The organism is Pseudomonas sp. GW821-FHT05D12 (assembly GCF_059419825.1).
Genome location: NZ_JBWKSN010000007.1, coordinates 37,618 through 53,118 on the forward strand (window position 1 = coordinate 37,618; position 15,501 = coordinate 53,118).

12 protein-coding genes are annotated in these 15,501 nt (G+C 58.4%); 1 reads left to right on the top strand and 11 read right to left on the bottom strand.

The genetic code is table 11. The features are described from left to right. Positions 1 to 75 precede the first annotated feature (75 nt). The 9 genes from sucD to sdhC all read right to left on the bottom strand — a co-directional run bounded on the left by sucD (position 76) and on the right by sdhC (position 11,456). A complete protein-coding gene (gene sucD, locus AC07SI_RS14755) occupies positions 76 to 957 on the bottom strand; it encodes a succinate--CoA ligase subunit alpha (protein ID WP_003172813.1) in 882 nt (293 codons plus the stop codon). Further along, complete coding sequence (sucC, locus tag AC07SI_RS14760; protein WP_003190011.1) at positions 957 to 2,123, bottom strand: ADP-forming succinate--CoA ligase subunit beta; 1,167 nt, start codon at positions 2,121 to 2,123, stop codon at positions 957 to 959. Before sucC ends, sucD begins: the two co-directional genes overlap by 1 nt. A 204-nt stretch (positions 2,124 to 2,327) precedes the next feature. After that, entirely contained in the window at positions 2,328 to 3,764 is a 1,437-nt protein-coding gene (gene lpdA / locus AC07SI_RS14765; protein WP_065901549.1) for a dihydrolipoyl dehydrogenase, read from the bottom strand. Between the two features lie 99 nt (positions 3,765 to 3,863). Continuing rightward, positions 3,864 to 5,090, bottom strand: a complete 1,227-nt coding sequence (gene odhB, locus AC07SI_RS14770) for a 2-oxoglutarate dehydrogenase complex dihydrolipoyllysine-residue succinyltransferase (protein ID WP_495005964.1) — start codon at positions 5,088 to 5,090, stop codon at positions 3,864 to 3,866. 44 nt (positions 5,091 to 5,134) lie between these two features. Continuing rightward, entirely contained in the window at positions 5,135 to 7,966 is a 2,832-nt protein-coding gene (locus AC07SI_RS14775) for a 2-oxoglutarate dehydrogenase E1 component (protein WP_065901555.1), read from the bottom strand. Positions 7,967 to 8,227: 261 nt separating this feature from the next. Then, positions 8,228 to 8,932, bottom strand: a complete 705-nt coding sequence (locus AC07SI_RS14780) for a succinate dehydrogenase iron-sulfur subunit (protein WP_003172807.1) — start codon at positions 8,930 to 8,932, stop codon at positions 8,228 to 8,230. 11 nt (positions 8,933 to 8,943) lie between these two features. Further along, positions 8,944 to 10,716 (bottom strand): succinate dehydrogenase flavoprotein subunit, encoded by a 1,773-nt coding sequence (gene sdhA, locus AC07SI_RS14785; RefSeq protein WP_065901559.1) that lies wholly within the window; start codon positions 10,714 to 10,716, stop codon positions 8,944 to 8,946. 3 nt (positions 10,717 to 10,719) lie between these two features. Further along, positions 10,720 to 11,088 (bottom strand): succinate dehydrogenase, hydrophobic membrane anchor protein, encoded by a 369-nt coding sequence (sdhD, locus tag AC07SI_RS14790; RefSeq protein ID WP_003172805.1) that lies wholly within the window; start codon positions 11,086 to 11,088, stop codon positions 10,720 to 10,722. Beyond that, positions 11,082 to 11,456, bottom strand: a complete 375-nt coding sequence (sdhC, locus tag AC07SI_RS14795) for a succinate dehydrogenase, cytochrome b556 subunit (protein ID WP_003172804.1) — start codon at positions 11,454 to 11,456, stop codon at positions 11,082 to 11,084. Before sdhC ends, sdhD begins: the two co-directional genes overlap by 7 nt. 364 nt (positions 11,457 to 11,820) lie before the next feature. On the opposite strand from sdhC, the gene gltA reads away from it, so the two are divergent. Beyond that, positions 11,821 to 13,110: a citrate synthase gene (gltA, locus tag AC07SI_RS14800; protein WP_495005965.1), complete on the top strand. Its 1,290-nt coding sequence runs from the start codon at positions 11,821 to 11,823 to the stop codon at positions 13,108 to 13,110. 356 nt (positions 13,111 to 13,466) lie between these two features. Here the strand turns inward: gltA and AC07SI_RS14805 are convergent, their stop codons facing one another. Both AC07SI_RS14805 and AC07SI_RS14810 read right to left on the bottom strand, forming a co-directional pair. Continuing rightward, positions 13,467 to 15,125, bottom strand: a complete 1,659-nt coding sequence (locus AC07SI_RS14805) for a cation acetate symporter (protein WP_495005966.1) — start codon at positions 15,123 to 15,125, stop codon at positions 13,467 to 13,469. Further along, on the bottom strand, positions 15,122 to 15,433 hold the full coding sequence (locus AC07SI_RS14810) for a DUF485 domain-containing protein (RefSeq protein WP_016972153.1): 312 nt from the start codon (positions 15,431 to 15,433) through the stop codon (positions 15,122 to 15,124). Before AC07SI_RS14810 ends, AC07SI_RS14805 begins: the two co-directional genes overlap by 4 nt. Between the last annotated feature and the right edge of the window lie 68 nt (positions 15,434 to 15,501).

Here is a 15,501-nt window from a genome sequence, read left to right on the forward strand (position 1 = left end):
TCAGCAACCTGCAGAAAGCACAAAGGCCACCCGAAGGTGGCCTTTGCGTGGTGAAGCGTCAGCTAAGCGCGAGGCTTACTTGACAGCCCAACCGGTCAGCTCGGCCAGGGCCTTGCCGATGTCTGCCAGCGAACGCACGGTTTTAACGCCTGCGTCTTGCAGTGCAGCGAATTTCTCGTCTGCAGTGCCTTTGCCGCCAGAGATGATTGCGCCAGCATGGCCCATGCGCTTGCCCGCAGGGGCAGTCACACCAGCGATGTAGGAAACAACCGGCTTGGTCACGTGTGCCTTGATGTAGGCAGCCGCTTCTTCTTCAGCCGAACCGCCGATCTCACCGATCATGACGATCGCTTCGGTCTTCGGGTCTTCCTGGAACAGCTTCAGGATGTCGATGAAGTTCGAGCCTGGGATCGGGTCACCGCCGATGCCGACGCAAGTCGACTGACCGAAACCGGCGTCAGTGGTCTGCTTCACAGCTTCGTAGGTCAGGGTGCCGGAACGCGAAACGATACCGACTTTACCTGGCAAGTGAATGTGACCTGGCATGATGCCGATCTTGCATTCGCCTGGAGTGATCACGCCTGGGCAGTTAGGGCCGATCAGGACTACGCCCAGCTCGTCGCACTTAACTTTAGCGTCCAGCATGTCCAGGGTAGGAATGCCTTCGGTGATGCACACGATCAGCTTGATGCCGCCGAATGCTGCTTCCAGGATCGAGTCCTTGCAGAAAGGAGCTGGAACGTAGATCACGCTGGCGGTGGCGCCAGTGGCTGCTACAGCGTCTTTCACGGTGTTGAACACTGGCAGGCCCAGGTGCTCGGTGCCGCCTTTGCCCGGAGTTACGCCGCCAACCATCTTGGTGCCGTATTCGATGGCTTGCTGGGTGTGGAAACTACCTTGCGAACCGGTAATACCCTGGCAGATAACTTTGGTGTCTTTATTGATCAGGACGCTCATTATTTGCCCTCCGCAGCTTTGACAACTTGTTGAGCAGCGTCGGTCAGGCTGGTAGCCGCGATGATGTTCAAACCGCTTTCTGCCAGTACTTTAGCGCCCAGTTCAGCGTTGTTACCTTCAAGGCGAACAACAACCGGGATTTTAACGCCAACTTCTTTCACTGCACCGATGATGCCTTCGGCAATCATGTCGCAACGAACGATGCCGCCGAAGATGTTGACCAGTACTGCAGCGACGTTGGAGTCGGACAGGATGATCTTGAAGGCTTCGGTTACGCGTTCTTTGGTAGCACCACCGCCCACGTCGAGGAAGTTGGCTGGTTTGCCGCCATGCAGGTTGACGATGTCCATGGTACCCATGGCCAGGCCAGCACCGTTGACCATGCAACCGATGTTACCTTCCAGGGCTACGTAGTTCAGTTCGAACTTGGCAGCGTGCGCTTCGCGCGGATCGTCTTGCGACGGATCGTGGAAAGTCTTCAGCTTAGGCTGACGGTACATGGCGTTGGCGTCGATGTTGATCTTGGCGTCGAGGCAGTGCAGATCGCCGTCAGCCTTGATCACCAGCGGGTTCACTTCCAGCAGGGCCAGATCGTGATCCTGGAACAGTTTGGCCAGACCAACGAAGATCTTGGCGAACTGGGCAACTTGCTTGCCTTCCAGACCCAACTGGAAAGCCAGCTCGCGACCCTGGAATGGCTGAGCGCCAACCAGTGGATCGATAGTGGCTTTCAGAATTTTTTCTGGGGTTTCGTGAGCGATCTTCTCGATGTCCACGCCACCTTCGGTGGAAGCCATGAACACGATGCGACGGCTCGAACGGTCAACGACAGCGCCCAGGTACAGCTCTTTAGCGATATCAGTGCACGATTCAACCAGGATCTTGGTGACTGGCTGGCCATTGGCATCAGTCTGGTAAGTCACCAGACGCTTGCCCAGCCACTGCTGTGCGAAGGCCTTGGCGTCTTCTTTGCTGCGAACCAGCTTAACGCCGCCCGCTTTACCGCGACCACCGGCGTGGACCTGGGCTTTGACAACCCACTCGCTGCCGCCGATTTTGTCGCAAGCTTCTGCTGCTGCTTCCGGGGTGTCTACTGCGTAGCCCTTGGAAACTGGCAGGCCGTATTCAGCGAACAGCTGCTTACCCTGATACTCGTGAAGATTCATGCTTTTTACCGTCTTCGTTAGGTACTGCGCATTCGGCGCTGCGCTCATTATGAGTGCCGCGCCACCTGTGACTGCTGCTTGCGCAACTTGCAGGGCTCAAGGCCCGTAAAGCTGCGCAAGGCTGCGTCCAGCGGATATTCCGCGGTGAGTCTTGCGCGCAAGGCTCACGACGGGCAACTCCGCCGTGGTTTCTTATTATCTCGCTTAGCGCTTCTTGCGGTTGGCGATGTGGATGGCGCCGCCATTCACTGCCAACGCTGCTTCGTGCAACGCTTCGGACAGGGTCGGATGGGAGAAGACCATCATGCCCAGGTCCTCGGCACTGGTGCCGAATTCCATACCGATTGCGCCTTGCTGAACCAGTTCTGCAGCGCTTGGGCCGATCACGTGGACGCCCAATACGCGGTCAGTCTTGGCATCAGCGATGACTTTGACAAAACCACCGGTGTCGTTGGCTGCCATGGCACGGCCAGAAGCGGCAAACGGGAAGGTGCCGACGTTAACTTCAACGCCTTCAGCTTTCAACTGCTGTTCGTTCTTGCCGACCCATGCAATTTCCGGGTGGGTGTAGATAACCGACGGGATCAGGTCGTAGTTCATCTGGGTTTTGTGGCCCTTGATGCGCTCGACAACCATGATGCCTTCTTCGGAAGCCTTGTGCGCCAGCATCATGCCACGCACCACGTCACCAATGGCGTACACGCCAGGAACGGTGGTTGCGCAGTGATCGTCAACGTGGATGAAACCACGCTCGTCGATGTTCACGCCGCTGTCGGAAGCCAGCAGGTCGGTGGTCACCGGACGACGACCCACGGCTACGATCAGCTTGTCGAAAGTGATGGTCTGTTCGCCATCCTTGTCGGTGTAGGTCACGACAACTTCTTCGCCGTTGACCTTGGAGCCGGTCACGCGTGCGCCCAGCTTGATGTCCAGACCTTGCTTGGTCAGGGTTTTCAGCGCTTCTTTGGACACCGCAGTGTCGGCAGCCAGCAGGAACGTGTCCAGGGCTTCCAGCACGGTCACTTCAGAACCCAGGCGGGACCAGACCGAACCCAGCTCCAGGCCGATCACGCCAGCGCCGATCACGCCCAGGCGCTTTGGAACCGATTGGAATTCCAGGGCGCCGGTCGAATCAACGATCACGTTCTGGTCGACTGGAGCCGGTGGAATGTCGATTGGACGCGAACCTGGCGCCAGGATCACGTTTTCGGCTTCGATGACTTCAACCGAACCGTCTGGCTTGGTGATTTCAACTTTCTTGCCGGCCAGCAGTTTGCCGTGGCCTTGCAGGGAAGTAACGCCGTTGGCCTTGAACAGGGTCGCAACGCCGGAAGTCAGGCCTTTGACGATGTTGGCTTTACGGCCGACCATTGCTGGCACGTCCATGGTCACGCCAGCATGGTTGATGCCGTGGATCGCGAAGCCGTCTTGGGCTTCGTGGAATTTCCAGGAGCTGTCCAGCAGCGCCTTGGAAGGAATGCAACCAACGTTCAGGCAGGTACCGCCCAGTGCCAGTTTGCCTTCCTTGTCGGTGTATTTTTCGATGCAAGCAGTCGAGAGGCCCAGTTGTGCGGCCTTGATGGCGGCAACGTAGCCGCCAGGACCTGCACCAATCACTACAACGTCAAATTTCTGTGTCATGAAAATAGATCCTCTATTCAGCGACAAGCTTCAAGCGACAAGCTGCAAGCCAAGCTGCTTTTTCCTACAGCTTGTAGCTCGCAACTTGCAGCTGCGTCTTTAGATGTCCAGCAGCAGACGAGCCGGGTCTTCCAGCAGGTTCTTGATGGTCACCAGGAAAGTCACGGCTTCTTTACCATCGATCAGGCGGTGATCGTAAGACAGTGCCAGGTACATCATTGGGCGGATCACGACTTGGCCGTTGATGGCCATCGGACGCTGGATGATGTTGTGCATGCCCAGGATCGCGGCTTGTGGCGGGTTGACGATCGGGGTCGACATCATCGAACCGAAGGTACCACCGTTGGTGATGGTGAAGGTACCGCCGGTCATCTCGTCGATGGTCAGCTTGCCGTCACGGGCTTTCTTGCCGAAGGTCGCGATGCCGCCTTCGATTTCAGCCAGGCTCATCAGCTCGGCGTTACGCAGTACTGGAACCACCAGGCCACGGTCGCTGGACACGGCAACGCCGACGTCTGCGTAGCCATGGTAAACGATGTCGTTGCCGTCGATGGAAGCGTTGACAGCCGGGAAGCGTTTCAGCGCTTCGGTGGCCGCTTTCACGAAGAACGACATGAAGCCCAGGCGCACGCCGTTGTGGGACTTCTCGAACAGGTCCTTGTACTTCGAACGCAGGGCCATGACTTCAGTCATGTCGACTTCGTTGAAAGTGGTCAGCATCGCCATGTTCGACTGTGCTTCAACCAGGCGCTTGGCCACGGTGGCACGTACGCGGGTCATCGGCACACGCTTCTCGGTGCGGTCGCCAGCAGCGAACACAGGCGCAGCAGCAGCCGGGGCAGCAGCCTTGGCAGGTGCGGCAGCCGGTGCGTTTTTCTTGGCTTCAACAGCGGCAACCACGTCTTCCTTGGTCACACGGCCGTCTTTGCCGGTGCCTTTGATGGAAGCCAGGTTGATGCCGTTTTCTTCAGCCAACTGACGCGCAGCCGGTGCAGCGATTGGATCTTCGCCACCCGCAGCCGGAGCAGCGGCGGCGGCTGGAGCAGCAGCCGGTGCAGCAGCGGCGGCTGGAGCGGCGGCGGCAGCACTGCCCTCTTCGATCGAGCCCAGAACCTGGTTCGACAGCACGGTAGCGCCTTCTTCGGCAACGATTGCGCCCAGTACGCCGTCAGCTTCGGCCAACACTTCCAGCACGACTTTGTCGGTCTCGATGTCGACGATCAGGTCGTCACGCTTGACGGCCTCACCTGGTTTCTTGTGCCAGGTGGCAACGGTGCCATCGGCAACCGATTCCGGGAATGACGGGGCTTTGATTTCGATAGCCATTATCTGTGGGTCCTTAAAATTCGGTTTCAGTCAGCGCGAAGGCGTTAAACAGTGAAAGCATCTTGCAGCAGTTTTTCCTGCTGCTCGGCGTGCATCGACGCATAACCACACGCAGGTGCAGCAGAAGCATCACGACCGGCGTACTCCAGGCCCAGGGCCTTGTTGTGGTTACCGATGCTGCGACGCAGGTGATGCTGACTGCTGTACCACGCGCCCTGGTTCATCGGTTCTTCCTGACACCACACCACGTTGGTGAGGTTGGTGTAAGGCGCGATGGCCTCCATCAGGTCGTCTTCCGGGAACGGATAAAGCTGCTCGATACGCACGATGGCGATGTCTTCGCGGCCTTCTGCACGGCGTTTTTCCAGCAAGTCGTAGTAGACCTTGCCGCTGCACAGGATCAGGCGAGTGACCTTGGCGGCGTCCAGCGTGTCGATTTCTGGAATCACGGTCTGGAACGAGCCGTCAGCCAGATCTTCCAGGGTCGAGATGGCCAATTTATGACGCAGCAGCGACTTCGGCGTCAGCACTACCAATGGCTTGCGCAGCGGGCGGATCACCTGGCGACGCAGCAAGTGGTAAATCTGGGCCGGGGTAGTCGGCACGCACACCTGGATGTTGTGCTCGGCGCACAGCTGCAGGTAACGCTCCAGACGGGCCGAGGAGTGCTCCGGACCCTGACCTTCATAACCGTGTGGCAACAGCATGGTCAGACCGCACAGACGGCCCCACTTGTGCTCGCCGCTGGTGATGAACTGGTCGATAACCACCTGGGCACCGTTGGCGAAGTCGCCGAACTGGGCTTCCCAGATCACCAGCGCGTTCGGCGTGGTGGTCGAGTAGCCATATTCGAACGCCAGTACGGCTTCCTCGGACAGGAACGAATCGTACAGGTCGAAACGCGGCTGGCCTTCGTACAGGTGTTGCAGCGGTACGTAGGTGCTGGCGTCTTTCTGGTTGTGCAATACCGCGTGACGGTGCGAGAACGTACCACGGCCGATGTCCTGGCCGGTCATGCGGATCGGGTGACCTTCGAACGCCAGGGTCGCGTACGCCATGGTTTCGGCGTAACCCCAGTTGATCGGCAGGCCGCCGGCTTGCATCTTCTGACGGTCTTCGTAGATCTTCGAGACCTGGCGCTGTACGACGAAGCCTTCTGGAATTTCCAGCAGCTTGGCAGACAGTTCCTGCAGGGTCTTCAAGTCGAACGAGGTATCGTGACGTGCAGTCCAGGCGTGGCCCAGGTAAGGACGCCAGTCCACGAACAACTCTTTGTTCGGCTCCTTGACCAGGCTTTTCACTACATGCAGACCGTTGTCCAGCGCGTTGCGGTATTCGTCGACTTTCGCCTGAACACGCGCATCGTCAACCACGCCGGCCTTGGTCAGGCTTTCGGCGTACAGCTCACGGGTGGTGCGCTGCTTGGTGATCTGCTGGTACATCAACGGCTGGGTGCCGCTTGGTTCATCGGCTTCGTTGTGACCGCGACGGCGGTAGCAAACCAGGTCGATCACCACGTCACGCTTGAACTGCATGCGGTAGTCGATGGCCAGTTGGGTCACGAACAGCACGGCTTCCGGATCATCACCATTCACATGGAGGATCGGCGCCTGGATCATCTTGGCAACGTCGGTGGCGTACTCGGTGGAACGCGCGTCCAACGGGTTGCTGATGGTGAAGCCCACCTGGTTGTTGATGACGATGTGAACGGTACCGCCCGTCTTGAAGCCGCGAGTCTGCGACATCTGGAAGGTTTCCAGGACCACGCCCTGACCGGCGAATGCCGCGTCACCGTGGATGGAAATCGGCAGGACCTTCTCGCCGGTGGTGTCGTTACGACGATCCTGGCGAGCACGTACCGAACCCTCGACCACTGGAGAAACGATTTCCAGGTGGGATGGGTTGAACGCCATGGCCAGGTGAACTTCACCGCCGGTGGTCATCACGTTGGACGAGAAACCCTGGTGGTACTTGACGTCACCGGAGCCCAGCTCGACCTTCTTCTTGCCTTCGAACTCGTCGAACAGCTCGCGCGGGTTCTTGCCGAACGTGTTGACCAACACGTTCAGGCGACCCCGGTGAGCCATGCCGATCACGATTTCCTTGGTGCCGTAGGAACCGGAACGCTGGATCAACTCGTCGAGCATCGGAATCAGGCTTTCGCCGCCTTCCAGGCCGAAACGCTTGGTGCCCGGGTATTTGGTACCCAGGTATTTCTCGAGACCTTCAGCTGCGGTCACGCGCTCCAGCAGGTGGCTGCGCACGTCGGCAGACAGCACCGGACGGCCACGCACGCCTTCCAGGCGATGCTGGAACCAGTGGCGTTGCTCGGAATCGGTGATGTGCGTGAACTCAGCGCCAATGGTGCGGCAATATGTCTGCTGCAACGCTTCGTGAATTTCGCGTAGGCTCGCTTCCTCTTTGCCGATGAACAGGTCGCCGGCACGGAAGGTCGTATCAAGATCGGCATTGGTCAAGCCGTAATGATTGATCGACAGGTCAGCAGGTGCAGGACGCTGCCAGAGCCCCAGCGGGTCAAGCTGGGCCGCCTGGTGGCCACGCATCCGGTAGGCCTGGATCAGTCGCAATACTTCAACTTGCTTCTTCTCGTGCTCACTGCTCACGCTGCCGGCGGAAACCGGTTGGGCGCGGCGCTGGTTCTTTGCCAGCAGCACAAACTGATCGCGAATTGTTGCGTGCGATACATCGGTGGCAGCGTTGCCGTCTGAAGACAACGTCTGAAATTTGGTGCGCCATTCTTCTGGCACAGCGTTAGGGTCGTGCAGGTAGAGCTCATAAAGCTCTTCCACATAGGCAGCGTTACCACCTGAAAGATAGCCGCTGTTCCACATGCGCTGCATCACGCTTTCTTGCATGCTTGGTCACCCTCGATTTGGGGACACCACCGGCGAAAACACCGAGTTTGCTTGCAAAAGGCCAAGTGCAGCGACCAAAACAAGCCACTTAGGATCACGCTGATAGTTCGGGTACCAACCCGAATGCCCCTGCTTGTCTCATTTCTTCAAAATAAGAGCCGCGGCTTTGTAAGTCGCTGCTCAAGTTAAAACTACGGCGCCGGTTGAAGCCTGCGCCGTAGCATTTACGGGCACAACGGTCCTGCTTTTACTACAACGTCGTTACACGCCGCTTTGCAGCAGCATGTTACGGATGTGACCAATGGCCTTAGTCGGGTTCAGGCCTTTGGGACATACGTTGACGCAGTTCATGATCCCGCGGCAGCGGAATACGCTGAACGGGTCATCCAGCGAAGCCAGACGCTCGGACGTCTTGGTGTCACGGCTGTCCGCCAGGAAGCGATACGCTTGCAGCAGGGCAGCTGGACCCAGGAACTTGTCCGGGTTCCACCAGAAGGATGGGCACGACGTCGAGCAGCAAGCGCACAGGATGCACTCGTACAGGCCGTCGAGCTTTTCACGCTCTTCCGGGGACTGCAGACGCTCGATGGCCGGAGCCGGAGTATCGTTCTGCAGGAACGGCTTAACTTTCTCGTATTGCTTGTAGAAGATGCTCATATCGACGACCAGGTCACGGATAACCGGCAAACCTGGCAGAGGACGAACGATCAGCTTGTTGCCTTTGACGACAGCGGACAGTGGCGTGATGCACGCCAGGCCGTTTTTGCCGTTGATGTTCATGCCGTCGGAACCGCACACACCTTCACGGCAAGAGCGACGATAGGAGAAACCTTCGTCCTGCTCTTTGATCAGTGCCAATACATCCAGCACCATCAGGTCTTTACCACCGGTATCGACCTGGAATTCCTGCATGAACGGCGCAGCGTCCTGATCAGGGTTGTAGCGGTAAACACTGACTTTCAACATGGCAGCCACCCTTAGTAAGTCCGAATCTTCGGTTCAAACGTCGGAACCGTCTTCGGCGAGAAGTTCACGGCACGCTTGGCAACGCGCTTGTCACCCGGGAAGTACAGGGTGTGGCACAGCCAGTTTTCGTCGTCGCGATCTTCAAAGTCTTCACGAGCGTGAGCACCACGGGATTCTTTACGAACCTCGGCGGCGATCGCAGTCGCTTCAGCCACTTCGAGCAGGTTTTGCAGCTCAAGAGCTTCGATACGAGCGGTGTTGAAGGCCTGGCTCTTATCGTTGATCTTGACGTTGGCGATGCGCTTGCGCAGGTCAGCCAGCTGGGCAATACCCTTCTGCATGTATTCGCCGGTACGGAATACACCGAAGTAGTTCTGCATGCAGCTTTGCAGCTCGCGACGCAGGGTCGCCACGTCTTCGCCATCGGTACGCTCGTTCAGAGCGTTCAGGCGCGCCAGGGCGGCCTCGATGTTGGCGTCGGTCGCGTCATCGTATTCGATGCCGTCGGTCAGCGCTTTTTCCAGGTGCAGGCCAGCAGCACGGCCGAATACCACCAGGTCGAGCAGCGAGTTGCCGCCCAGGCGGTTGGCACCGTGAACCGATACGCAAGCCACTTCGCCTACGGCGAACAGACCGTGGATGATTTCGTCCTGGCCTTCGGCGTTCTGGGTGATCGCCTGGCCATGAATGTTGGTCGGCACGCCGCCCATCATATAGTGGCAAGTCGGAACAACCGGCACCGGAGCAACCACCGGGTCAACGTGAGCAAAGGTCTTGGACAGCTCGCAGATACCTGGCAGGCGGCTGTGCAGCACTTCTTCGCCGAGGTGATCGAGCTTGAGCAGTACGTGGTCGCCGTTCGGGCCACAGCCGTTGCCGGCGATGATTTCCTTGACCATCGAACGGGCAACAACGTCACGACCCGCCAGGTCTTTCGCGTTCGGAGCATAACGCTCCATGAAACGCTCGCCGTGCTTGTTGATCAGGTAACCACCTTCACCACGGCAACCTTCGGTAACCAGTACGCCCGCGCCGGCGATACCGGTCGGGTGGAACTGCCACATCTCGATGTCTTGCACCGGCACGCCAGCACGCAGGGCCATGCCAACGCCGTCACCGGTGTTGATCAGGGCATTGGTGGTCGACGCGTAGATACGACCTGCACCGCCGGTCGCCAGAACAGTTGCCTTGGCGCGGATGTAGGTGGTTTCACCGGTTTCGATGCAGATGGCGATCACACCGACGAACTCGCCTTGCGCGTTCTTGACCAGGTCAACCGCGTAGTACTCGTTCAGGAACGTGGTGCCGGCCTTCAGGTTGCCCTGATAAAGGGTGTGCAGCAGCGCGTGACCGGTACGGTCGGACGCAGCGCAGGTACGGGCAGCCTGGCCGCCTTTACCGTAATCCTTCGACTGGCCGCCGAATGGACGCTGGTAGATACGACCTTGCTCGGTACGCGAGAACGGCAGACCCATGTGGTCCAGCTCGAATACGGCGGCCGGGCCTTCCTGACACATGTATTCGATAGCGTCCTGGTCACCGATGTAGTCGGAACCCTTGACGGTATCGTACATGTGCCAGCGCCAGTCATCGTTCGGGTCGGCGGAGGCGATGGCGCAGGTGATGCCACCCTGGGCCGAGACGGTGTGGGAACGCGTCGGGAACACCTTGGTGATCACGGCAGTCTTGTGACCGCCCTGGGCCAGCTGCAGCGCTGCGCGCATGCCAGCACCGCCGCCACCAATAATGATGGCGTCGAATGAAATAGTTGGAATGTTAGCCATGAATCAGATACCCCAAAGAATCTGCACACCCCAGACGAAGTAAGCGAACATCGCGACGCCGCATACTGCCTGGAAGAGGAAACGTACTGCAGTCGCGGACTTGCCCAGCGCCATCGGCGTCAGGTAGTCGGTCGCGATGGTCCACATGCCGACCCAGGCGTGTGCGCCCAGGGCTACAAGTGCCAGCAGACTGAAGATTCGCATCGCATTGTGGGAAAACAGGCCGTGCCATTGCTCATAGCCAATGCCCGGGTTTGCGACGAGGTATCCGATCAGGAAAATGAAATAAGCCGCGAGAACGACCGCAGACACACGCTGTGCCATCCAGTCATAGAGGCCCGAACGCGACAGATTCGTAACGCTGGTTACCATATCCAAACTCCTGCCAGAACGATCAGCACCACGGAAATGGCGATGATGATTTTCGAGCCCAGGCGGCCGCCTTCCAGCGTCTCACCGATGCCCATATCCATGATCAAGTGGCGCACACCGGCTACCAGGTGATACAGCAGAGCGGACAGGAGGCCCCATGCTACGAACTTGGCCAGCGGGCTGGTCAAGCATGCCTTCACCTCGGCGTATCCTTCCTCGGAACCCAGGGATTTGCTCAATGCATAAAGCATGATGCCCAAGCCCAGGAACAGGATGATGCCGGAAACACGGTGCAGGAACGACGTAACGCCGGTGATGGGGAGTTTGATGGTCCTTAGGTCTAGGTTTACAGGTCGTTGGCTATTCACGGCTTTTTTTCACACTGAAGAGCCCCTAACAATCAGGGCAAAGTTGTTGGGGAGTGCACTGGTCAGGTAAGCACCACCCAGGGAGTGCGACCCCCAATGAAAGCAAGCCCAAAAGCCCTTGGCGGTCGGTGGCCGAGTATAGACAGTTAGGTTACTAATGACAACGCGCGCTCCTCACCCTAATAGCTGATTGCGCTGGCGGGATAAAAGGCGTAAATGGCAGTCAATTTCGAGGAAAAAGTACGGTTAAAGCCTTCTGGAGCAAGACTTTAGGCAAATTGACATCTGAATTTATCTCACTATAGTGGTGCGGGCCCTGCGTGGGGGGTCTGTCTGATGATTTGAAGCATAAATAGGAGGCCACATGGCTGACAAAAAAGCGCAGTTGATCATCGAGGGCGCAGCCCCCGTCGAGCTGCCCATTTTAACCGGCACCGTTGGTCCCGATGTTATCGACGTACGGGGCCTGACGGCCACGGGCCGTTTCACATTCGACCCAGGCTTCATGTCGACCGCCTCTTGCGAGTCGAAGATCACCTATATCGATGGCGATAATGGCATTCTGCTGCACCGGGGCTACCCGATCGAGCAGCTGGCTGAGAAATCGGACTACCTGGAAACCTGCTACCTGCTGCTAAATGGCGAATTGCCAACAGCCGAGCAGAAAGCGCAGTTCGTCAGCACCGTGAAGAACCACACCATGGTTCACGAGCAGTTGAAGACCTTCTTCAACGGCTTCCGTCGCGACGCCCACCCGATGGCCGTCATGTGCGGTGTGGTCGGCGCCCTGTCGGCCTTCTATCACGACTCCCTGGACATCAATAACCCGCAGCATCGCGAAATCTCCGCGATCCGCCTGGTTGCCAAGATGCCGACCCTGGCCGCGATGGTCTACAAGTACTCCATGGGCCAACCCATGATGTACCCGCGCAACGACCTGACGTACGCGGAAAACTTCCTGCACATGATGTTCAACACTCCGTGCGAGATCAAACCGATCAGCCCGGTGCTGGCCAAGGCAATGGACCGGATCTTCATCCTCCACGCCGACCACGAGCAGAACGCCTCCACCTCTACCGTACGCCTCGCCGGTTCTTCGGGTGCCAACCCGTTCGCCTGTATCGCCGCCGGTATCGCCGCACTGTGGGGCCCTGCCCACGGCGGTGCGAACGAAGCCGTACTGACCATGCTCGATGAAATCGGCGATGTCTCGAACATCGACACCTTCATCGCCAAGGCCAAGGACAAGAACGATCCGTTCAAGCTGATGGGCTTCGGTCACCGCGTCTACAAGAACCGTGACCCGCGCGCCACCGTGATGAAGCAGACCTGCGACGAAGTCCTGAAGGAACTGGGGATCAAGAACGATCCGCAACTCGAACTGGCCATACGCCTGGAAGAGATCGCCCTGACCGACCCGTACTTCATCGAACGCTCGCTGTACCCGAACGTCGACTTCTACTCGGGGATCATCCTCAAGGCGATCGGCATTCCAACCAGCATGTTCACCGTGATCTTCGCCCTGGCGCGGACCGTGGGCTGGATCTCCCACTGGAAAGAAATGCTCTCCAGCCCGTACAAGATTGGCCGCCCGCGCCAGCTGTACACCGGCTACGAGTCGCGTGACATCACCAAGCTGGAAGATCGCAAGTAAGCAGCTGACTGCCTCCTTGCACTGAATAAGGCCTCCTCTGGAGGCCTTATTTGTTTCTGCCCCCCAACATCCCCTCCACCACTGTAGTGATGCCCGCAAGGACAACGCCAGGCTCCAGGCTACCATCGCCGCAAGCCGGCTCCTGCAATGGGTCGTGGCTGATCGTTCCCACGTTCTGCGGGGTGAATGCCTCACGTGACAGTCAGCCTCACCGTGCACAGGGGTGAAAACGGCCTCGCCAGGCAGTTTTATTGCTACAGGATTTGAGAAACAGTTTTGTCGTATCCGTTACCAATAAAAGCAAAAAAAAGCCCCGATCTCACGACCGGGGCATTTTTTTGTAACAGCTACAGCGATTAGTGGTTAACCGCCCCACTCGCTCCCAGGCCAGTCTGCGAACGCACAAACTGCGGGAAGTACAGCGCACGCTCTTTCTCTGCCGCCGCCGACTTGTCGGTGATGGAGAAGAACCAGATGCCCACGAACGCGATGATCATCGAGAACAGCGCCGGGTACTCGTACGGGAAGATGGCTTTTTCGTGGTGCAGGATCGAGACCCAGATGGTCGGGCCCAGGATCATCAGGCCAACCGCACTGACCAGGCCCAGCCAGCCGCCAATCATGGCGCCACGGGTGGTGAGGTTCTTCCAGTACATGGAAAGCAGCAGTACCGGGAAGTTACAGCTGGCGGCAATCGAGAACGCCAGGCCGACCATGAACGCGATGTTCTGGCTTTCGAACAGGATACCCAAGCCGATCGCCAATACAGCCAGGGCGATGGTGGTGATCTTCGACACGCGAATCTCATCCTTCTCGTTGGCCTTGCCTTTCTTGATCACGCTGGCATACAGGTCATGGGACACCGCCGAGGCACCCGCCAGGGTCAAACCGGCAACCACTGCCAGGATGGTGGCAAACGCCACGGCCGAGATGAAGCCCAGGAAGATACTGCCACCCACCGCGTTGGCCAGGTGCACTGCCGCCATATTGTTACCGCCGAGCAAGGCGCCTGCAGCATCCTTGAACGCCGGGTTGGTGCTGACCAGCAGGATCGCGCCGAAGCCGATGATAAAGGTCAGGATATAGAAGTAACCGATGAAGCCTGTGGCATACAGCACGCTCTTACGCGCTTCCTTGGCGTCGCTTACGGTGAAGAAACGCATCAGGATGTGCGGCAGGCCAGCGGTACCGAACATCAGCGCAAGCCCCAGGGAGAATGCCGAGATCGGGTCTTTCACCAAGCCGCCAGGGCTCATGATCGCCTCACCTTTAGGGTGAACCTTGATCGCTTCGGCGAACAGCGTGTTGAAGTCGAAGTTGACGTGCTTCATCACCATCAGCGCCATGAACGAGGCACCGGACAGCAACAGTACGGCCTTGATGATCTGCACCCAAGTGGTCGCCAGCATGCCGCCGAACAGCACATACAGGCACATCAGGATACCTACCAGGATCACGGCGACATGGTAGTCCAGGCCGAACAGCAACTGGATCAGCTTGCCGGCACCGACCATCTGCGCGATCAGGTAGAACGCCACCACCACCAGCGAGCCACATGCCGACAGGCTGCGGATCTGGGTCTGGCCCAGGCGGTAGGACGCCACGTCGGCAAAGGTGTACTTGCCCAGGTTACGCAGGCGCTCGGCGATCAGGAACAGAATGATCGGCCAGCCCACCAGGAAGCCGATCGAGTAGATCAGGCCGTCGTAGCCGGAGGTGAACACCAGCGCGGAAATACCCAGGAAAGACGCCGCCGACATATAGTCGCCGGCAATCGCCAGGCCATTCTGGAAGCCGGTGATCTTGCCGCCGGCCGCATAGTAGTCGGCCGCCGACTTGTTGCGCTTGGAAGCCCAGTGGGTGATGCACAGGGTGGCACCGACAAACGCGACAAACATCACGATGGCCGAGACGTTCAACGGTTGCTTGTGCACTTCACCGGTCAATGCGTCCGCCGCCCAAAGAGCAGGCGCAAACAGCGACGCGCCGAATATTGCCAGTAGACGCCGGATCATTGCGCAGCCTCCTTGAGAATCGCATTGTTCAGGTCGTCAAACTCGCCATTGGCCCGGCGCACGTAGATGCCGGTCAGGATAAAGGCAGACACAATCAGCCCGACGCCCAGGGGAATGCCCCAGGTAATCGACGAACCGGGGCTGAGCTTGGCCCCCAGCACTTGTGGCCCATAGGCGATCAACAGGATGAAAGCGGAGTAAAGCCCTAGCATGATCGCCGAGAGAATCCAGGCGAACCTTTCCCTTTTTCTGACCAGCTCCTTGAAACGCGGGCTGTTTTGAATCGAGAGGTAAATGCTGTCGTTCATTGTTTTTATCCTCGCAGCACAGCTTTTTTATTATTGGAACGTATCCACTGTATGCGGCTGCGGGACAG